17 protein-coding genes, 1 pseudogene and 1 riboswitch are annotated in these 20004 nt (G+C 61.8%); of the genes and pseudogenes, 10 read left to right on the top strand and 8 right to left on the bottom strand.

Annotated elements, in window-relative coordinates:
- Nucleotides 1–239: 239 nt before the first annotated feature.
- From IHN22_RS08895 to rd, 5 genes are all read right to left on the bottom strand, one after another.
- Nucleotides 240–1280, bottom strand: coding sequence for an L-erythro-3,5-diaminohexanoate dehydrogenase (locus tag IHN22_RS08895; RefSeq protein ID WP_087188348.1), 1041 nt, complete (start codon nucleotides 1278–1280; stop codon nucleotides 240–242).
- A 79-nt stretch (nucleotides 1281–1359) separates the two neighbouring features.
- On the bottom strand, nucleotides 1360–2178 hold the full coding sequence (locus IHN22_RS08890; RefSeq protein ID WP_087188347.1) for a 3-keto-5-aminohexanoate cleavage protein: 819 nt from the start codon (nucleotides 2176–2178) through the stop codon (nucleotides 1360–1362).
- A gap of 121 nt (nucleotides 2179–2299) precedes the next feature.
- Nucleotides 2300–2477, bottom strand: a riboswitch (Lysine riboswitch).
- 204 nt (nucleotides 2478–2681) lie between these two features.
- The gene (locus tag IHN22_RS08885; RefSeq protein WP_087269886.1) at nucleotides 2682–4178 is read right to left on the bottom strand and encodes a MutS-related protein; all 1497 of its coding nucleotides are present in this window, start codon (nucleotides 4176–4178) and stop codon (nucleotides 2682–2684) included.
- Nucleotides 4162–5178: a hypothetical protein gene (locus tag IHN22_RS08880; protein ID WP_191434841.1), complete on the bottom strand. Its 1017-nt coding sequence runs from the start codon at nucleotides 5176–5178 to the stop codon at nucleotides 4162–4164. Before IHN22_RS08880 ends, IHN22_RS08885 begins: the two co-directional genes overlap by 17 nt.
- A 399-nt stretch (nucleotides 5179–5577) precedes the next feature.
- Nucleotides 5578–5736, bottom strand: a complete 159-nt coding sequence (rd, locus tag IHN22_RS08875) for a rubredoxin (RefSeq protein WP_087269882.1) — start codon at nucleotides 5734–5736, stop codon at nucleotides 5578–5580.
- Nucleotides 5737–5868: 132 nt separating this feature from the next.
- Between rd and dusB the strand changes: the two genes are divergently transcribed.
- The 6 genes and pseudogenes from dusB (at nucleotide 5869) to IHN22_RS08845 (ending at nucleotide 12204) form a co-directional block, all read left to right on the top strand.
- Nucleotides 5869–6855, top strand: a complete 987-nt coding sequence (gene dusB, locus IHN22_RS08870; RefSeq protein ID WP_087329977.1) for a tRNA dihydrouridine synthase DusB — start codon at nucleotides 5869–5871, stop codon at nucleotides 6853–6855.
- 39 nt (nucleotides 6856–6894) lie between these two features.
- Nucleotides 6895–7491 (top strand): RNA polymerase sigma factor, encoded by a 597-nt coding sequence (locus IHN22_RS08865; protein ID WP_191434839.1) that lies wholly within the window; start codon nucleotides 6895–6897, stop codon nucleotides 7489–7491.
- Between the two features lie 41 nt (nucleotides 7492–7532).
- Complete coding sequence (locus IHN22_RS08860) at nucleotides 7533–8492, top strand: anti-sigma factor family protein (protein WP_191434837.1); 960 nt, start codon at nucleotides 7533–7535, stop codon at nucleotides 8490–8492.
- A gap of 120 nt (nucleotides 8493–8612) precedes the next feature.
- The gene (locus IHN22_RS08855; protein ID WP_300986140.1) at nucleotides 8613–9113 is read left to right on the top strand and encodes an RNA polymerase sigma factor; all 501 of its coding nucleotides are present in this window, start codon (nucleotides 8613–8615) and stop codon (nucleotides 9111–9113) included.
- Nucleotides 9106–9990, top strand: a complete 885-nt coding sequence (locus tag IHN22_RS08850; RefSeq protein WP_191434835.1) for a hypothetical protein — start codon at nucleotides 9106–9108, stop codon at nucleotides 9988–9990. Before IHN22_RS08855 ends, IHN22_RS08850 begins: the two co-directional genes overlap by 8 nt.
- Before the next feature lie 172 nt (nucleotides 9991–10162).
- Nucleotides 10163–12204, top strand: a pseudogene (locus IHN22_RS08845) (elongation factor G).
- An 81-nt stretch (nucleotides 12205–12285) separates the two neighbouring features.
- Here the strand turns inward: IHN22_RS08845 and IHN22_RS08840 are convergent.
- Nucleotides 12286–13758: a hypothetical protein gene (locus IHN22_RS08840; RefSeq protein ID WP_191434834.1), complete on the bottom strand. Its 1473-nt coding sequence runs from the start codon at nucleotides 13756–13758 to the stop codon at nucleotides 12286–12288.
- Nucleotides 13745–14293, bottom strand: a complete 549-nt coding sequence (locus IHN22_RS08835; RefSeq protein ID WP_087188339.1) for an RNA polymerase sigma factor — start codon at nucleotides 14291–14293, stop codon at nucleotides 13745–13747. The genes IHN22_RS08840 and IHN22_RS08835 overlap by 14 nt, the downstream gene beginning before the upstream one ends.
- Nucleotides 14294–14481: 188 nt before the next feature.
- Here IHN22_RS08835 and IHN22_RS08830 point away from each other — a divergent pair, with 188 nt between their 5' ends.
- Complete coding sequence (locus tag IHN22_RS08830; protein WP_191434832.1) at nucleotides 14482–15348, top strand: DUF6612 family protein; 867 nt, start codon at nucleotides 14482–14484, stop codon at nucleotides 15346–15348.
- 63 nt (nucleotides 15349–15411) lie between these two features.
- On the opposite strand, the gene IHN22_RS08825 is transcribed toward IHN22_RS08830, so the two are convergent.
- Nucleotides 15412–16896, bottom strand: coding sequence for a DUF1846 domain-containing protein (locus IHN22_RS08825; RefSeq protein ID WP_087390844.1), 1485 nt, complete (start codon nucleotides 16894–16896; stop codon nucleotides 15412–15414).
- A gap of 173 nt (nucleotides 16897–17069) precedes the next feature.
- On the opposite strand from IHN22_RS08825, the gene IHN22_RS08820 reads away from it, so the two are divergent.
- Genes IHN22_RS08820 through IHN22_RS08810 form a run of 3 tightly spaced genes read left to right on the top strand, consistent with a single transcriptional unit; the run spans nucleotide 17070 to nucleotide 19906 of the window.
- On the top strand, nucleotides 17070–17435 hold the full coding sequence (locus tag IHN22_RS08820) for a BlaI/MecI/CopY family transcriptional regulator (RefSeq protein WP_191434830.1): 366 nt from the start codon (nucleotides 17070–17072) through the stop codon (nucleotides 17433–17435).
- A 3-nt stretch (nucleotides 17436–17438) separates the two neighbouring features.
- The gene (locus IHN22_RS08815) at nucleotides 17439–19373 is read left to right on the top strand and encodes a M56 family metallopeptidase (protein WP_191434828.1); all 1935 of its coding nucleotides are present in this window, start codon (nucleotides 17439–17441) and stop codon (nucleotides 19371–19373) included.
- Nucleotides 19370–19906, top strand: a complete 537-nt coding sequence (locus tag IHN22_RS08810; RefSeq protein ID WP_191434827.1) for a hypothetical protein — start codon at nucleotides 19370–19372, stop codon at nucleotides 19904–19906. Before IHN22_RS08815 ends, IHN22_RS08810 begins: the two co-directional genes overlap by 4 nt.
- The last annotated feature ends 98 nt before the right edge of the window (nucleotides 19907–20004 follow it).

Genomic DNA, 20004 nt, shown 5'->3' with positions numbered 1-20004 from the left:
AATGGGAAATAATCTGGAAATCGGTAAAACAGGAACTTACAGGTACTTCTTCTCGAAGTAGGCCTTCAGCTGGGGATTCTCACGCAGTGCCCCACGCAATGTTCCATTGCGCGGGGCCCCCGTGATTTGACATCCTCGGGGCAACTGAATTGCCCCTGCGGGAACGCTGCGCGTTCTGCGCGCCAAAAGGCGCGGCCGGCTGTGCCGGCGTCCGAGCTGCACAGACAGCTCAGAATATCTTACAGATACTTCTTCTCGAAGTAGGCCTTCAGCTGGGGATTCTCACGCAGCTCGGACAGAGTGATCTCGGCGTGGTCCTTGGTGTAGCCGTTGCCCACGATCATGGTGACGTCCTTGCCGCAGCCCTCGGCGCCCAGAGCAGCCTTGGCGAAATCGGTGGCCATGGAGAAGAAGTACACCACGCCGTTGTCATGGACGGGCAGGATGGCGGCCATCTCGCAGGCGGGCACGTTCACGATCAGGATGGAGACATCGTACTCCTTGCCGTTGTTGACGGCCAGGGACTTCTCCAGAACCTCGGTGGGGTTGGTGGCGGAGCCAACGATGGCGTGATGGCACAGGTTCATGCTCTTCAGCAGGTCGGCGTCCTCCTGGCAGATGACCAGGGCAACCACGTTGCCGGTGGGGCCAACGCGCTTCATGGCCTCGTAGCAGCACATCATGCCGCCCTTGCCGGCGCCGCCCAGAATGAGCACGGAGTCACCGGGCTTCACCAGCTTAGCGGTCTGGGCGGGAGCGCCGGCCACGTCCAGAGCAGCCAGAGCCAGCTCCTCGCTCATGTCGTCGGGCAGCTTGGCATACAGGCCGGACTCAAACAGGATAGCCTGGGCATCCACGTCCACGCGGTCGATCTCGGGGTGGATGGCCTTGATCTTGTTGATCTTCAGGGGAGTCAGGGACAGGGAGACCAGAGAAGCGATCTTGTCGCCCACCTTCAGGTCGATCTTGCCCTGCAGGTCCTCGCCGATCTCACGGACGGTGCCGATGAACATACCGCCGGAACCGGTGACGGGGTTCTGCATCTTGCCGCGCTCATTGACGATATCCAGGATCATCTGCTCGGTCTTGGCCAGGTCCTTCTCACAGGCCTCATAGATCTGGGTGAAGGAAGCGGAGTCAATGTTCAGAGCGGAAACGTCGCACAGGATCTCATTGGAGTAGCACTCCATGGTGTTGTCGATCTTCTTGGCAGCCTGGGTCAGCAGGCCCTTGGGCTCGATGACGCGGTGAGTGCCGTACTTGTTGCCTTTCTTCTGCATAGAAAGTTCCTCCTGTTTCGTTTAATGTTTGGTTGGGGAGATATATGGTTGGGGAGATAAGTAAAACAAAGGAATGAGATCAGGCCAGGGACAGGATCTTCCGGGCCTCATCGGGAGTGGCGATCTCGCGGCCCAGCTCCTTGGCCAGGCGGACCACCTTGGCGACCAGCTCGCCGTTGGAGGCGGCCTTGTGGCCCTTCTCCAGGTAGATGTTGTCCTCGAAGCCCACGCGGACGTTGCCGCCCATCACGATGCCGGCGGCAACCATGGGCCAGGCGCCCCGGCCGATGCCGGTGACGGTCCAGGTGGAACCGGCGGGGATCTGCTTCACCAGGTAGTCCAGGTTGCCCACGGTAGCGGGGGTGCAGCCGGACACGCCCAGCACGAAGTTGAACTGCATGGGAGCGCCGGGGACCAGACCCTTGTTGGCCATGTTCACGATGGTGTCCAGGTGGCCGATCTCGAAGCACTCATACTCGGGCTTGATGTTGTTTTCGATCATGCGCTTGCCGAAGGCCCGCATGGTGGGCATATCGTTGACGAAGATGTCGTCGCCGAAGTTGCAGGTGCCGCAGTCCAGAGTGGCCATCTCGGGGCACAGCTCGGTGGGCTGGAGCCGCTCCTCAGGAGTCATGCCGGTGGCGCCGCCGGTGGAGGGGATCAGGATCACGCCGGGGCAGGCCTCCTTGATGGCGTCCAGGATCACCCGGAACCGCTCCCGGTCCTGAGTGGGGGTACCATCGTCCTCGCGGACGTGGACGTGGATAACAGCGGCGCCTGCATCAAAGGCGCTCTTGGCCTCGCGGACCATTTCCTCCACGGTGTAGGGGACAGCGGGATTGTGCTCTTTGGTGACCTCTGCGCCGCAGATGGCCGCGGTGATAATAAGCTTTTCCATGACACGCCTCCTCGAAAAAATAAAGCTACCTCGCCGGTAGGAGATCCATTCCTCCGGCGAGATAGCGCTTCATGAACAAAAAAACACTACTCATGTCCGCGGGAGGGGAGACTCTCGTTCAGACACAAATAGCGCTTCATGTGACTCATGACAATCCGTAAGCACTGGGCCCACGGCTCAGGGGGAGGGCTGTACGATTCACGTCCCCCTTCGGCGGAGCGGACATTCACAGAGTACATCGGGCTCGCCTGCCCTTATCATTGCTCTGCTACCTTGCGCTCCGCGCCTCTATCCATGCGTGTTATTTACTTTTGACAAAAACACTATAACCCAGCCGTTTTTGTTTGTCAACTATTTTTTGAAAAATTAGGCTCACAAAATTTTTCTCTGTTCTGTAGACTTTTGTACGCTACAGCGGGATAGTGCTTACCAAATGGTAACCAGAACTGGAAGGGCAAAAACTCCGGCAGGCGGCGTGAACCGCCTGCCGGAGCAGGGAAAATTTACAGGTCGGCCTGGAAGAGTTCCATGAGGGTATCGTCCAGTTTGAGCAGTCGGCACACCCGGAGCGCGTCCCGGGGACAGGGGGCTCCGGGAGGGGCGGGAAGGAGCCGATAGTCCATCCGGCGGGCGATCCGCTTGCGGGGATCGTCCCCCTCGTCGCCCTGGATGTCCCGTACCAGACCGGCCACCTGGTAGTGGGCGGCGGCCACGTCGGACACCCCGTCGTAGTGGGTGGTCATGAGGGCCACGCAGTCCAGACTGCTCAGGTGACGCACCAGAGCACGGGCCAGGGCTGCGCCCTCCTGGGGGTTGGTGCCCCGGGCGAATTCGTCCAGAGCCACGAAGAAGAACTGGCCGTGGGTTTCCCGCAGCAGCTTGTCCAGCAGATGGACTTCCTTGCCGAAGGAGGACAGGCCGCCGGCGCCGGGGCCGCTGTCGGCCAGGATGAGCTCCACCCGGTGGAACAGGGGAAGGGTGGCGGACTGGGCAAAGACGAAGAAGCCGCACTGGCACAGAAGCAGGGAGAGCACGGTGGAGCGGAGAGACACGGTCTTGCCGCCCATGTTGGCGCCGGTGATGACGGTGCAGCCCGGCTTCAGGTCCAGATCCAGCAGGGTAAACTGTTCGCCCCGCTCAGCCAGATCCTCCTCCACCTGGGGATGGCGCACCCCCCGGAGGGTGATGGATTTGTCGGCGCTGAGGGCGGGCCGGACACAGTTGTACCGCAGAGCCAGCTTGGCCTTGGCCACGATGAGATCCAGACGGCCCAGAGTCTCCATGTTGTCCAGGAAGGCCTGCTTGTAGGCCATCAGCTTGCCGGTGAGCATCCGGCGGACCTCCAGCTCCAGCTTATCCTCCTCCACCGCCAGGACACGGCGCTTTTCCATCAGCGGCCCCCGTTTGTCCTCCATGGTCATGCGGATGGCCTTCTCCAGCTTGGCCTTCTCCGCACGCAGGGGAGCCAGGTCGTTGTGGTAGGAATTGACAACGGAGAAGGTGGGCAGACGGCGGCCCTCCGGGTCCATCAGCTCCAGGGCGTCGGCCAGGGAGGGGAAGGACAGCCCGGCCATGGGGGGCAGAGCGGCATAGGCCTGGACCAGCTGCTCCAGGGTGACCAGGAAATGCTTGATCTCAAAGAGCTCCACCAGATCGAAGGGGGCGCCGGGGTCCCGGTCGAAAGAGCCCCGGATGTCGTGAAACAGGGGCAGGCAGCGGGTGACACCCCGCAGGGCAGCGGCGGCGTCCTTGCGCTCGGCCTCGGTGAGCCGCACCGGGCCGCAGCCGCAGCCCTCGGTCTGAGGGGCGGTGGTACCCGCGTTCCAAAGCTCCATGGCCAGGGCCACGTTGTCCAGCTCCTCCTCCAGGGCAGCCTCCTCTCCGGGGCCGTACCACCGCAGGGAGCGGGCAGCCGCCTTGCCGAACGGCGACATGGGACTCAGCCGGTTCAGTACCCACTGAAACCCTGCGTTTTCCCGCAGTTCATGCGTCAGTTCCATCATGATCCTCCTTCACGTTGACCACCGGCAGGTGGATGGCCTGCCGCAGGGCGGAGATGAATTTATCCGGTTCAAAGTGCCAGCCGTAGGCCGACCAGGGATTGGCAGCCACCGCGGCGATGGTCAGCTCCCGGCGGACGGCCAGCTCGCCGCCGTTGCGCAGGAACAGCTCCAGAGCGGCCCGGCCTGCCAGCAGGTGGGTGGCGTCCTGGGTGACCAGGGTAGTGGGGGCTCCCCGGCGGGCCAGGGTTTTGAGCAGGGGGTCGGTAACCCCTCCCGACGCCCACACCGCCAGGGGGCGGCGGGGCAGCTTGTTCCACTTGGGGCTGCCGCCTTCGTCCAGGGGCAGCTCCAGCGGGGTGCAGTCCAGCTCGAACAGGGCGAAGCGGTCCTCCACGCCCTCCAGGGCGGAACGCAGGCCGGCGTGCTCCGGTACTTTCCGGTCAAAGAGCCAGCAGGTGTGGGCGGTCTCCGATACCACCAGGTCCATATCCCGGTCCAGAGAGGCACCGGTACACAGCAGGGCCACGCCCTCCACACCGGCGCCAGCCAGAGACTTCCGTCCGGCGGCCCCGTCGATGAGGACCCGCTGGGCCCCCAATTCCATGAAGCGAGCGGTGAGGGGGCGCAGCTGTCCGGCGGCAGAGGGACCGGCCAGCTGCACATAGCCGTCAGACAGAGTGCGGAAAATAGCCACCGGTCCCAGGGGGGTCATCACGTCGGTCAGGTCCACCACCTCCAGGGTGGCGTCGCACAGCGTGATCATGCCCCGGGCAGTGGCGAACAGATCGCCGGCTTTCAGGTACAGATCGGGCTTCTCGGTCCCGGTGACCAGGTCGGTGCGTTCTCCGTCCCGGCCCACCGAGGTGAGGGCCAGCCGCTCGTCCCCCAACTCGGCCATCAGGCGGCGCATGGCGGTGGTCTTGCCCGCGTTCTTGCACAGGCCGATCACGGTCACGGGGGAGGCATCCCCCACCAGCGGCGCTAACAGATGTTCCAAAATAGGGCCTCCCTTCCATAGGAAAATTGGGTCATTTTTGAGTTCGTCGAGGCCATTATAAGAGGCCCCCATCGGTTCTGTCAATGGGGAGAAGCAGAATTCCAGCCGCCTGAAATCAGATGCGAGGAGTAGCAGAAAATGAAAAAAGAATACATCAATCATGCAGAGCCGGGGAACGGACGAAAGAAATATATAGCATAATGGCAGGGTGGACGATTACTTTTTGGAATATAAAAAATAAAATTTACAAAATAACCGGGGAAAACCAAACGAGAATCATTTGACAGAAAAGAGGAACGCTTTTGCACATGAAATTTTGGAATGGAATTGATGCAAAAAAGAAAACCGCCTGTCCGAAGGAACAACCGTCAGACAGGCGGAATGCGGTGGGGGAAAAGCTTACTGCTTGGAGAACTGGTCCTTGCCGGCGCCGCACAGGGGGCACACCCAGTCGGCGGGAACCTGCTCCCAGGCAGTGCCGGGGGCTACGCCGTTGTCGGGGTCACCCTCAGCGGGATCGTAGACATAGCCGCAGAGATCGCAGACGTACTTATCCATGTTAGAACGCTCCTTCATTTTCATCTTAAATCAAGCGGAGGATACCCGACGGGGAAACAACCTTGCCGGATTTCCTGTCCTGTGGTATGATACGCTTGTTACGCTACTATTTATAACACATCGGGGGACACTGTGAAAATTGGCAATATCACGATAAATTCGGCGCTGGCGCTGGCTCCTATGGCGGGAGTGACAGACCTGGCCTTCCGGACCATCTGCCGGGAGCTGGGGGCGGGCTATACCATTACGGAGATGGTGAGCGCCAAGGCCCTGTGCTATCAGGACAAAAAGTCGGTTCCGCTCCTTCAGCTGGGGGAGGGGGAACACCCGGCGGCGGTGCAAATCTTCGGCAGCGACCCGGCCTGTATGGAGCAGGCAGCGGGTATGGCCGCGGAGCGCTCCGGCGCCGATATCATCGACATCAATATGGGCTGCCCGGTGCCTAAAGTGGCCAATTCCGGGGACGGCTCGGGGCTGATGAAGAACCCGGAACTGGCTGTGAAGGTGGCGGAGGCGGTGATCCGGGGCGCCGGCGGCAGGCCGGTGACGGTGAAGTTCCGTCTGGGCTGGGACAAGGGCTCCATCAACTGCGTGGAGTTTGCCAAAGCTATGGAGGAGGCCGGAGTGGCTGCCGTGGCGGTCCACGGCCGCACCCGGACCCAGATGTACTCCGGCACCGCCAACTGGGACTACATCCGGGCGGTGAAGGAGACGGTTTCCATTCCGGTGATCGCCAACGGCGATGTGTTTGAGCCCAAGGACGCGGTACGCATCCTCAAGTACACCGGGGCGGATATGGCCATGATCGGCCGGGGCTGCTTCGGCAATCCCTGGCTGTTCCAGCGGGCCCAGGCGGCTCTGGCGGGGGAGGAGATCCCGCCCCTGCCGCCCCTGGCCCAGCGGTGTGACACGGCGGTGCGGCAGTTTGAACTGTCGGCGGCCCAGAAGGGGGAACACATTGCCTGCCTGGAGGCCCGGAAGCACTACGCCTGGTACCTGAAGGGCGTGCCCCACGCCGGGTACTATAAAGAGCAGATCAGCCATGTGTCCACCCTGGAGGATATCTACAAGGTGACGGCTGGCATCAAGCGGGATTTGAAAGACGAGCCGGACCGGTAACGGCGCCGGACACAAGACAGACAAGGGGGTGGGAAAGGCATGAAAGCGGAATGGGAGCTGGTCCAGCGGGCCAAGCAGGGGGACGAGGAGTCCTTTGCCGCCCTGGTGGAGCAGAATCAGGGACGGATCTACAATCTGGCCCTGCGGATGACGGGCAACCCGGACGATGCTCTGGAGCTGAGTCAGGAGGCCTTTCTCAACGCCTGGAAGGGGCTGGGCAAATTCCAGGGGGACAGCTCCTTTGCCACCTGGCTGTACCGTCTGACCAGCAATGTGTGCATTGATTTTCTCCGCCGGGAAAAGCGGAGAAACGCCCTGTCCATGACTATCTCCCTGGACGATGAGGAGGAGGCCCGGCAGGCCGAACTGCCCGACGAGCGGTTCTCCCCCCATGTGGAAGCTGAGCGTCGGGAGCGGCAGGAGACGCTCCGGGCGGGCCTCAGCACCCTGTCGGCGGAGCACCGGCGGGTGCTCATCCTCCGGGAGCTGGAGGGGCTGTCCTACGGCGAGATCGCCCAGGTACTGTGTCTGGAGGAGGGCACGGTGAAATCCCGCATTGCCCGTGCCCGGCTGGCTCTGCGAAACTATTTGAAAAAACAGGGGAACTTTTTTGATTCGTCCACGTCTATACCATGAACAAGGGGGAACTTCCCCCAAAACGGAGAGGAGGGAACGATATGCTGAGCTGTGACGAGGCGCTGGAACTAATCAGCGCCCGGTTGGACGGACCTCTGACCCAGGAAGAGACTGCCCGGCTGGAGGAGCACCTGTCGGCGTGCCCGGCGTGCCGGACCCTTGCGGAGGATCTGAAGGAGCTCCATGAGGAATTACCCCAGCTGGCCGCTCAGCCCCCTGCCGGGCTGAAGGAGGGGGTTATGGACCAGATCCACACCTCCAAGGTCACCCCCTTCCAGAGCAAGAAGCGGCAGTGGCGCTGGCGGAGCCTGGCCTCCCTGGCGGCGGTGGCCGCCCTGGTGCTGGTGGGCGCTGGGGTTATGGACCAGTGGCGCACCGGCGGCTTCCGGGGCGGCGAGCAGGCCCCCGGCAGCATTTCCGTGGCGGTGGAGAGCAACCTGCCTGCCGGAGGCGATGAGGAGGGACCGGTGACCCGAGAGATCGTGCCCCAGCCCACCCAGGCCCAGGCAGAGAGCGGCAATCAGGAGGATCAGACTGCCGGCGGCAGCTCCGGTCAGGGGACAGACAGCCAGCAGGGCGGTCAGAGCTATTCCGGAGAGGGCAGTACAAAGACCACGGAGCCTGCTGCTGCGTCCCAGACACCTGCTGGAACTGGAGCTGAACCCTACAGCGTGACCCCGGACGACCGGGGCGTCCAGACAACCCAGGCTACCGTGAATCCCACGCTTACCCAGATCGGTCTTACCCAGACGGAAGCCCTGTACAAGCTGGCCGCCTGGCTGGGCTGGAATACCGACGAGCTGACGGTGGGTGAGGACGGTACCATGACCGGCCCCACTGCTCAGGACGGCACCACCGCCAAGCTGATGTGCGCCGGACTGAACCAGGAGGGTACCGGCTGGCTGTGCCAGCTGGAGCAGGTCACGCCTGGTCCTGACGGTACCGCCAGCTGCACCACCTACACCGTGCCGCTGGACGGCAGCGAGATCGTGCAACCGTAATTATTTTGAGAAAGCGCAGGCCGCGGGCCTGCGCTTTTTCTATTTGAATGTGACGAAACAGAGGGCTGGCGCGTAGTTCAGGTGAAAGGCCTTTTCAAACACCTGGAGAGGAGGGGTCATGTGAAGAAGGATGCCGACGGGTTCAATGCCCGGGCGGAGGAGCTGCTGGAGCGGTACGCCGGGCTGGTCTACCGACTGGTCTTTGCCCGTACCCGCCGCCGGGATGCGGCGGACGATATTTTTCAGGAGGTCTTTCTCCGCTATGTGGCCAAGGGGCCGGACTTTGAGAGCGAGGAGCACGCCCGCGCCTGGTTCTGCCGGGTGACGGTGAACTGCGCCAACTCCTACTGGCGCAATCCCTTCCGCCGGCGCACCGAGCCGCTGGAGGCGGCGGAGCACCTCCCGGCCCCGGAGACGGCGGAGAGCGGATTGGACGCCTGCCTGGACAGGCTGTTCCCCGAGCTGCGGGTAGTGGTCCATCTCTACTACTACGAGGGGTACTCCACCCCTGAGATTGCCGGGCTGCTGGGCAAGAAGGAGTCCGCCGTGCGGATGCGCCTGATGCGGGTCCGGCGGCAGCTGCGGGACTATCTGGAAGAAGGAGGGGATTCCTGTGTTTGAGCATGACTATCGCGCCAAATTTGACGAGATTGCTCCGGACCGGGCGCTGGTGGAGGGTACCCGGGACCGGATGAGAAAAGCGTTGTCCGGGGAGAAGGCCCGGCCCCGCCGCCTTACCCGCCGGGGGCTTGTGGCGGCAGCCGCTGCCGCCGTCCTCACGGTTTCGGCCCTGGCGGCGGGGCCCACCCTCTGGCAGGCCATCCGGGACGACCTGGGCAGCCGGACCTCCTATGCCACCCAGGTGGAGGCCGCCTGTGAGGATCAGGGGGTCCGGATCGAAGCGGCGGCCCAGGCCCTGGCTGACGGCAGGATGGTGCAGGTCTATTTCACGGCTCGGGACCTGGACGGGAATCAGCTGGATGAGACCACGCAGATCAGTTGTTCCCTGATGAGGACGGACAGGGATGTCTGGCCCTACTGTCTGGAGGGCTTTGGCCCCGAGCAGTTGCCCAAGCTGACCCAGGTGGAGATGCTGGTGGACTATTCTGCCCTGAGCAAACCGGTGGAAGGGGATTGGAGCATAGAAATTCCACTCCAGACAGTGGAATCTGAGCATTTTTCCATCTCCCTTGCATTGCCTGCTGATCTTGAGTCGGAGGGTTCTGTCATGGCCCAGTCCTTGGAACTCTCCCCGCTGAGCCTTACTCTGGTTTGTAATCAGGATACCATGTACCTGGAGGATGGAAAGACCCTCCGCTTTATTACACTGGAGGAATTTACTCCTACGGTCTTTTTGAAGGACGGCACCGTCCTGACCCCAACGTATGCGGATGGAAACAGCTGGTGGGCCACCTGGGCCTTCGATCAGCCCATCGACCCGGAGCAGGTGGTTTCCATTACCCTCAACGGCCAGACCATCCCCGTGGACCAAAGCTGAACTGTCCCAAGGCCCCGCCCCTTCTGCGGCGGGGCCTTCCTCTGCCTTACCCGGGAGTTTGCGCGATTTTTCTAAAGTTTTAGTTGTAACTGACGGAACTTTCATGTATAATGGACAACAGCAGTTTACCATGCTGCTCCGCGATTCCAAATGTAAGGAGAGGAAACAAGTTATGAGCTATTCCGTACAAAATATCCGCAACGTCTGTCTGCTGGGACACGGTGGCAACGGAAAGACCTCCCTGGCCGAGAGTATGCTGTTTTTGACCGGTGGTACCCCCCGTCTGGGCAATCCTGCCGACGGAAACACCGTTTGTGATTATGATCCCGAAGAGACCCGCCGCCAGATTTCCATCTCCACCGCGGTGGCCCCCATTGAGTACAACGGCTGTAAGATCAACGTGCTGGACACTCCCGGCTACTTCGACTTCTCCGGTGAGGTCATGGAGGCCATGCAGGTTTCCGACGCCGCCATCATCGTCTGCTCCGCCAAGGGCGGCATGAGCGTGGGCGCCGAGAAGGCCTGGAAGCTGTGCCAGCGCCGCAATATGCCCCGTCTGCTCTACATCTCCAAGACCGACGAGGATAACTCCGATTACAACGCCGCCTTCGATACCCTGCGGGAGCGCTTCGGCAAGAACATCGCCCCCGTGGTGGCCCCCATCTGGGACGCCGACAAGAAGGTCATCGGCTTCATCGACGTGCTCCATAAGCGTGCCTTTGAGGCGGGCCCCAAGGGCGAGCGCGTGGAGATCGACGTGCCCGACGAGAAGCTGCCCGTGCTGGACGAGCTGTACGACGCCCTGAAGGAGTCCGTGGCCGAGACCAGCGAGGAGCTGATGGACAAGTACTTCTCCGGCGAGGACTTTACCTACGCCGAGATGATCCAGGGCCTGCGCCAGGGCGTCAAGGAGCTGTCCCTCTTCCCCGTGGTGTGCGGCTCCGCCCTCACCGGCCTGGGCACCCGTATGCTGCTGGATATCATCGTGGAGCTGCTGCCCTCTCCCCTGGAGGGTCATCCCCTCATGGGCGAGAACGAGAAGGGCGAGCTGGACGAGTTCGTGGCCTTCCCCGGCGCTCTGCCCTGCGCCTTTGTGTGGAAGACCGTGTCCGACCAGTACGGCAAGTATTCCTATGTGAAGGTTCTCTCCGGTAACCTGAAGCCCGGAAGCTGGGCCGCCTGTACGTCATGAAGGGCAAGAAGGCCGAGGAGGTCAAGGAGCTGGAGTGCGGCGACATCGGCGCCATCGGCAAGATGGACAAGGTCAAGACCGGCGATACCCTGTCTGATCCCCGTAAGGTGGTCAAGATCGAGCCCATCCCCTTCCCCGAGCCCTGCTATTCCGTGGCCATCAGCCCCAAGACCAAGGGCCAGGAGGACAAGATCGCTGCCGGTCTTACCCGCCTGAACGAAGAGGATCTCACGTTTAACTGGGTGAACAACGCCGAGACCCACCAGATGGTGGTCTCCGGTACCGGCGATATGCAGATGGACGTCATCGTCTCCCGCCTGAAGAGCCGCTTCGGCGTGGACGCCGAGCTCTCCGAGCCTCGTGTGGCTTACCGTGAGAAGATCCGCAAGAAGGTGGAGGTCCAGGGCCGCCACAAGAAGCAGACCGGCGGTCACGGCCAGTTCGGCGACGTGTGGATGCGCTTTGAGCCCGGCGACACCGAGGAGCTCCAGTTCTGCGAGGAGGTCGTGGGCGGCGCTGTGCCCAAGAACTACTTCCCCGCTGTTGAGAAGGGTATGCGTGAAGCCGTGGTCCACGGCGTGCTGGCGGGCTATCCCGTGGTGTACCTGAAGGCCACCCTGTTCGACGGCTCCTATCACCCCGTTGACTCCTCCGAAATGGCCTTTAAGACCGCCGTGCAGCTGGCCTACAAGGCCGGTATGCCCCAGGCCAGCCCCGTGCTGCTGGAGCCCATCGGCGAGCTGAAGGTCACCATCCCCGACAGCTACATGGGCGACGTCATCGGCGACCTGAACAAGCGCCGCGGCCGCGTGATGGGTATGAACCCCGACGGCGAGGGCAACCAGGTGGTGGAGGCCGAGGTGCCCATGGCGGAGATGAGCCGCTATGCCATCGACCTGCGGTCCATGACTCAGGGCCGCGGCTCCTTCACCTTCCACTTTGTCCGCTACGAGGACGCACCTCCCGCCGCCCAGGAGAAGGCCATCGAGGCTGCCAAGGCGATGCAGGACGAGGCAGACTAATCAGATGCAAAAGGACCGGGCTGATTTCAGCCCGGTCCTTTTTTGCGGAAGAACAGCTATTATGTGCCGTAGGGGCGATTCCTACGAAAGAAGATCTGTACTTTCTGCTGTGGGGTAGAACTGAAGCGCGTCCTGAACGGTGTAGAAGGGACCGTACCAGTTCAGGCCGTTGCTCATTCTGGCCTCCATAGCGGTCATGGCGGGGTACTGGAGGGCGGTGCGCTGGTGGGTGTAATTGAACCAGCTGTCAAGGATATAGCCGTCCTGGAGTGCTGCAACGGGATAGGCCAGATAACCCCGCTTGTTTTCGCCCGTCTCAGGCATGGAGAAGGCGGCGAATATGTCGGTGCTGGTCTGCTCTCCCCAGAAGATGCTGTCTGAGGTAAAGGTCTGCTCGCCCAGATAGTAGTAAGGAGCGGAGTAGGTTTGCCCGTTCTTGTCGTACAACACCCGACCGGAGACAGTTCCCGCAGACCTCCATCCCTCCGAAAGGTGCTGGGCGGGCCAGAGCTGGATAGACTCGGTGCCGTAGAAACCGGGGTCCTCGGTCCAGAGGAAGTGGTGGAAAATCATCCATCGACCTTGTTCGCCGGGCAGCTCCACCGCCACACCAGTGATGCGCAGGGGTTCGTTCGCGCTGTTATTCACAGAATGATTGTGGACATCTGTTACCACCCGCAGGGCGCCGTCGCAGGCGGCGATGTCCTCGGCAGTCAGATCTTGAAGCACATAATCGGGGAAGCCCAGCTCCAGCAGCTGTGCCTTGATCTCCTCCACACCGCTGTGCTCGGCAGGGCCTGTCGCCTGCCAGTCCATGGGATACTTGCACCCCAGCAGCCAGCCCAAAAAGCAGCCGGCTACCAGCAGGATGGCAATGGCCAGGGCCGCGGTTCCGTCCTCGATGCGCACCGGCGCGGGGCGGATGGCATAGCCCGCCTGATCCAGCTCTTTGGACAGCTTCCACAGGCTGCGGAGGATACAGATATAGCTCACCAACAAGATGCCAAGAAGGATGAATCCCACATACTGCACCAGGGCCAGCAGGAAAATGACGCCATACCATACCATCAGAGCCACAGCGCCCCCTGCACGAGCGGGGAGACCCGCCTTTTGCTGCACCGCCCGAAATCCGCGCCACAGGCAGAAGAATTGGGCGAATGTAAGGAGCAGATTGAGTCCGGTCAATCCATAGACCACAGGGGAGGGGAATATGGTGCTGTGCCAAATGGTGCTGTTGAGGATCAGACCGGCATACAGATAGACGGCACGGAACACCGTGATGCCGAAGCAGAGACCCAGCCACCGATTTTCCCGCCGCAGGGCCCGGAAGCCCAGCAGCATCAGCGCTATACCTATGGCGGGGAGAAGGTAGTTGAGCCACCAGAAATTTAAAGTGACGGTGGTGAGGGCGATGCCGGTGAGGATGCGCTTGGTGGCCAGCCGCCAGGGGGTGACCTCCGCCACCACTTCTTCCGGTGGGGGCTGGATGACGCTGCTTTCCAGCAGGGCTTCAAATTCCTGCTCATCCATGGCCTCCCAATCAGGGTCCCGCATATCCCTCACCTCCCAACAGTTTCCGCAGACGCTTTTTCAGCCGGTAGAGCTTGCCCTCCACCGCCCGCTCCGTGGTGCCCAGTTCGGCGGCAATCTGAGCCGTGGGCTGTAAGTAGTAATATTTTCGGTAAAAGAGGGTCTGCTCGTCGGGGGAGAGCAGGAGTAAGGCCCGATTGACGGCGGCCTGCCGCTCCTGCCGCAGAAGCAGCTCCTCCGGGGTGGGCTGGGTGGAGGGGGTGTTTTCGTCCAGGTCCTGGGTGCTGTGGTGGGGTTGAACGGCCCGCCGGTGATTTCGGGCGGTATTGCGGACCACCGCAGTCAGCCAGGCAGTCCAGCTGCCCCGCTGGGGATCGAACTGGTCCACCCGGTCCCATACCCGCATGGCCGCTTCTGACAGACAGTCCTCCTGGTCGTGGGGGTCTGTCACGATGGGCGCGATGATATAGCGCATCAGGGGCCCGTAATAGCGCAGCAGATCATGCAGACCGGTCTCATCCCGCCCCAGCAGCCGCTCTATGATGTCCCGCTCCTCCACGCCGGTACCCCCTTTCCACGTTGCCTTTCTGTTTCATTATACACGGGGCGGTGAAAAAACCCACGGAGAATTTTCAGAAAACTTTCAGAAAAAAGGGGAGACAAGGGGAAGAAACTATGGTAAACTTGAATACATCCCATCGGGACCCGAATAAAAATATTAGACACAATCATAAGGAGGTAAATCCTATGAAGAGCGGAAAGAGGATTGCAGCCCTTGCGCTGGGTGCCGCTTTGACCCTGTCCATGACTGCCTGCGGCGGCGGGACTGCCAACAAGGAAGATGCTACCGCGAAGATCCGGGCGGCCTCTGAGAAGGTCAATGCGGTGGAGAGTATGGAGGCCACCATGGTCATGGAAATGGATATGACCGCCATGGGCCAGAAGGTGGAGACTGATACCACCATGGATATGGTGTGCTTCAACGACCCCATGAAGATGAAGGCCGACATGACCATGGACATGGGTTCCCTGGGCTCGGTTTCCATGAGTATTTTTGCCGAGGCTGACGGGGATACCTACAATATGTACCTCTATGACGGCAACACCTGGACCAGCCAGACCGCCACCGTCAATATGCTGGAGCAGTACGACGCCCAGCAGAGTGTGAACCTCTATCTGGACAGCGGCGCGGAGTACATCAGCGTGGGTACCGAGGAGATCAACGGCGTGACCGCCGACAAGTATACCGGCGTGATCCGGGGCGAGGCCATGGAAGAAGTGCTTAAGGCCAGCGGCGCCACCACCAATCTGGAGTCCAGCCTGGGCGGTATGGTGGATGTGTCCGACTTTTACAGCGATCTGGGCGATATGCCCATCACCGTGTGGATCGACCAGGAGAGCGGCTATCCCGTGCGCTACTTCATGGATATGACCGACGTGATGCAGTCCATCATGGGCAAGGCACTGAACGCGGCGATGGGAAGCGTGGAAGGCGCGGAAGGTGTGGATGTCAGCGGCATGATGACCATCGACAAGGTGGAGGTCATCATGGATTGCACCAACTACAACAACGCCGCCGATTTTGAGATTCCGGCGGAGGCCCTGGGCGCCTGATCCCAGATACAGACATTAAAAATGGGTGCTGTCAACAGACAGCACCCATTTTTTGTTCTAAATTCATTTGTGATACAGCTTGTTGGTCTCATACTGGGGCTCGCAGGTGAGGCGCAGGCCCAGACGGCTGTAGGTGTGGGAGTCCACGGGAGAGAGAATGACGGAGGAGTGGGCCTCACACCCCCGCAGGGCGGAGAGCTGATCCAGCGCCTGCTTGGCCAGAGGATTGGTGGTGGCGGAGATGGCCAGGGCAATGAGGATCTCGTCAGAGTGGAGCCGGGGGTTCACCGAGCCCAGGTGGTGGACCTTCACCTGCTGGATGGGCTCCAGAGCCTCACGGGAGATCAGGTGGTGCTCGTGGTCGATGCCTGCCAGCCGCTTGAGGGCGTTGAGCAGGGTGGCGGAGGAGGCGCCCATCAGATCGGTGGTCTTACCGGTGACCACCTCGCCGTCGGGCAGCTCGATGGCTCCGGCGGGGTTGCCGGTTTCCTCGGCCACCTGGGCGGCGGCGGCCACCACAGACCGGATGGACACATCCACATGGGCCTGCTGCATAACGGTCTCCAGCTTGTACACCAGATCGTCGGTGGCGGTGCCGATGCGGCGGTCGCACAGGGCGGTGTAGTACCGGCGGACGATCTCCTGACGGGCGGCGGCACACACCGCGTCGTCGTCCACGATGCACTTGCCCGCCATATTCACGCCCATATCGGTGGGGGACTTGTAGGGACACTCTCCCATGATCTTCTCAAACATGGCGGAGAGGACGGGGAAGATCTCCACGTCCCGGTTGTAGTTCACCGTGGTCTCCCCGTAGGCGGCCAGGTGGAAGGGGTCGATCATGTTCACATCCCCCAGGTCGGCGGTGGCGGCCTCGTAGGCCAGGTTCACCGGGTGCTGGAGGGGTAGATTCCAGATGGGGAAGGTCTCAAACTTGGCGTAGCCCGCCTTCACGCCTCGCTTGTACTCGTGGTACAGCTGGGACAGGCACACCGCCATCTTGCCGCTGCCGGGGCCGGGGGCGGTGACCACCACCAGAGGCCGCTGGGTCTCGATATAGTCGTTTTTGCCGTAGCCCTCGTCGCTGACGATGAGGGTGGTGTTGTGGGGGTAACCGGCAATGGGATAGTGCAGATAGGTCTTGACGCCCAGGTGTTCCATCCGGCGCTGGAAGGCGTCGGCGGCGGGCTGGCCGGCGTACTGGGTGATGACCACGCTGCCCACCAGCAGGCCCTGGCCCCGGAAAGCGTCGATGAGCCGCAGCACGTCCACATCGTAGGTAATACCCAGGTCGCCCCGGACCTTATTTTTCTCAATGTCATTGGCGCAGATGGCGATGACCACCTCCACCGAATCCCGCAGCTCCTTCAGCATCCGGATCTTGCTGTCCGGCTCAAAGCCGGGCAGTACCCGGGAGGCGTGATAATCGTCAAACAGCTTGCCGCCAAATTCCAGGTAGAGCTTGTTGTCGAACTTGCGAATCCGCTCCCGGATGTGCGCCGACTGGAGCTCCAGATATTTTTGATTGTCAAACCCGATTTTGTCCATTTCCGGTCTCCGTCCCTTCTCATATCATTTTTCACTCAACGGCTATTGTACCACAATTCCAGGACGGTCTGTAGGCTTTTTTTCTGTTTGCGGAAAATTTGGCGAAAGTGTTGACATTATACTCCTACAGCTGTAGTATCTATGTAGATACTACAGCTGTAGGAGGGGCGGAGATGAAGCTGAGTGACAAGGAGTGGCGGGTGCTGGAGACCCTGTGGACGTCGCCGGATGGGCTGGCTCTGGGCGAGGCGGTGGAGGCGCTGCGGCCCGCCACCGGCTGGAGCCGCAACACGGTGCTTACCTACCTGACCCGGATGGAGGCAAAAGGTTTGGTGACCATTGACAAGACCCAGGCTCCTCACCGCTACCGGGCGGCGGTGGACCGGGAGGCCTGTGCAGCTCAGGAGCGGCGGGGGCTGCTGGACCGGGTGTATCAGGGCTCGGCGGGCAAGCTGGTGGCCGCCTTTTTGAAGGAGGAGAAGCTGACTGCCCAGGAACGGGAGGAGCTGCGGAAGCTGCTGGACGACATGGAGGTGTGATCCATGGAAAACATCTGGGCCTTTTTGATGCAGACCCTTACCGCCTCGGTGGCGGCGGCGGTGCTGCTCATTGCCAAGCGGCTCTTTTTGGATAAATTGTCCCCCCGGTGGCAGTATGGAGTGTGGGTCATTCTGGCCCTGCGGGTATTGCTACCTGCCGGGCTGCTGGGCCGATCCCTCCTGCCGGAGGGGCGGATGGTGCTGGAGACCGCCAGACTGACGGTGGAGGCCAACCTGTCCTCTGCGCTCACTCAGCCCTATACCGGGACGGAGGTGGCGGCCCCGGTGCCGCTGCTCCGGCCTGTCATGCCCACCAGTGTGACCGACTGGCTTTTTATCATTTATGTGGCCGGGGTGGTCCTTACTCTGCTATGGTTTTTGCTGACCTATGTGGCTCTGCGCCGGAAGGTGGCCCGGGGAAGGGCCCCCGCACCTGAGGTGACAGCCCAGCTGGAGCGGGTGGCGGTGGGGTACGGCCTGAAGGTGCCCAAGCGAGTGGTTGTGCTGGCGGAGGCGGAGAGCGCTTTTGTGTGCGGGCCGCTCTCCCCGGTGCTGGTGCTGCCGGAGCGGGCGGTGGATGACAAGGTGCTCCTCCACGAGCTGCTCCACCTGAAATATGGGGATTTGTGGGCCGGCGTGGGGATCTGCCTGCTGCGCTGCCTCCACTGGTGCAACCCCCTGCTGTGGTACTGCTGGAACCGGGCCCAGAACGACAGCGAGGCACTGTGCGACCAGCGGGTGCTGGAACGGCTGGAGGGGGAGCAGCGGCGGGAATATGGCGTGATCCTCCTGTCCATGGCGGAGGACAAATATGCCCGGGCGCCGGGTACCACCTCCATGGCCAACGGGGGCCGCAACATCAAGGACCGTATCGGAGCCATTGCCCGGTTCAAGCGTTACCCCAGAGGGGTGGCTTTAGGGGCCCGGTGCGTGGCGGTGGTGCTGGCGGTGACCTGTCTGGCGGGCACCGGCGGGGCGGTGGCGGTGCCTGAGTATGACCAGCGGGGGAGTTTTGCAATGACCGCCGCCATGCTCAACCGGCCCACCACCGTGGCCGGAGCGCTGGACACCTACGCTAAGGCGGTGCTGTGCGACAGTCCGGTATATTTTGCTATGGTGACCCCGGAGAAGGAACGGGCCCAGGTGGTTCAGGCGGTGGAGGCACCCTTTGAGGAGGTGGACCTGAATGACTCCCTGTTCTGGGAGTTGAATTTTCACTGGTCCCGGCCTGCCTGGCAGGCGGAGTGGTCGGTGATGAACCTGCTGGCCGATGGAGCGGGTGGCTACACCGGCACCCTGTTTTTTGTCCCACTGGAGGGAGATGAGACCAAAGGCGTGGCCGTCCAGCAGGTGGCGGTCCGTCCGGAGGGAGAATTCTGGACGGTAACTCCCCTGGGGGAACTGGAGAGCTGGATGGGATTCGCCGAGGACGGGGCGCCCCGGTGGCTCCCCCGGAATTTGAACACCCCCGGCACCACCTACGTGGCGGAGACAGCCACCCTTCGGGTGGAGGTGGACCTGCGGATGCAGCTGGGCATTGACCGCACCGTATCCTCCTACAGGCCGCAGCAACTGGTCGGTTATCTCTCCAGCGGCTGGGTCGAGCCGGCTCCCCGCCCCAATACCCCGTTTACTTTGATGCAGGACGGCTTTGCCCTCCGAGTCACTGTGAGACAGACGGGGGAGCCTGTGGAAGTGCCGGTAGAGCTGGCCTTCATGTCCCGGTTCGACGATCCGGAGCGCGCCCTTTCCCAGGCGGACTACCGGTATACCCTGTATCCGGTGGGGCCGGATGAGGACCCAGTGCGGAAGAGCACCGGCTTATACAGCGGCGAGAATATGACCCTGACCGCCATGCCAGAGGCCCTGGCGGTGGCCGTTGAGGACGGGGATCGAACCTACATCTGCGTGGCTCTGCCGGAGGAGGTGGTCCCATGAGCAGTACCTATCGTGGCCTGACCAAAATTGCCTGGGGCTATGTATTTCTCCATCTGAATCTGAACCTGGGTACCCTGAACGTTCTGCCCAACTGGGTGGGCTATCTGCTCTTTTTCTCCGCCATCACACTGCTGGGGGATCAGCTGCGGGACCTGACCCTGCTCAAACCCTTCTGCATCCTGCTGGGAGCGAGGGAGCTGGCCGACTGGCTGGCGGTGTTTGCCACCGGACAGACGCTGATGGGGCAGTTTTTCCTGCTGGATGCGCTGCTTACCTGCATCGGCCTCTATTTCCACTTCCAGCTGCTCACCGACCTGGCCCTTCTGGCGGAGGCGGCGGGGGAGAGCGGGGGCGGCCTGCGGACCTGTCGCAACGTGGACGCGGTGCTGCGTACCCTCATGTGCCTGCCTCTGCCCTGGGAGGACTGGGATACCCTGGGCACCCTCATTCTGATGGGTGTGCTGGTGGTATGGATCATCGTCATGTTCTGCATCATCTGGCAGCTCTTCCGCCTGCGGAAGAAATTTGCCTGAAAAGGGCCTGTTGCAAAATAGCTGTTTTGCACAAACCTGTCATTGCGAGCCAGTGCGCACACTGGCGTGGCAATCCGTTTCCCCGGCAAAAGGGGCGG

Origin of the sequence: Flavonifractor sp. An112 (genome assembly GCF_904377885.1) — a bacterium.
GTDB lineage: Bacteria > Bacillota > Clostridia > Oscillospirales > Oscillospiraceae > Flavonifractor > Flavonifractor avicola.
This window is presented reverse-complemented; position numbering and strand designations above follow the sequence as displayed.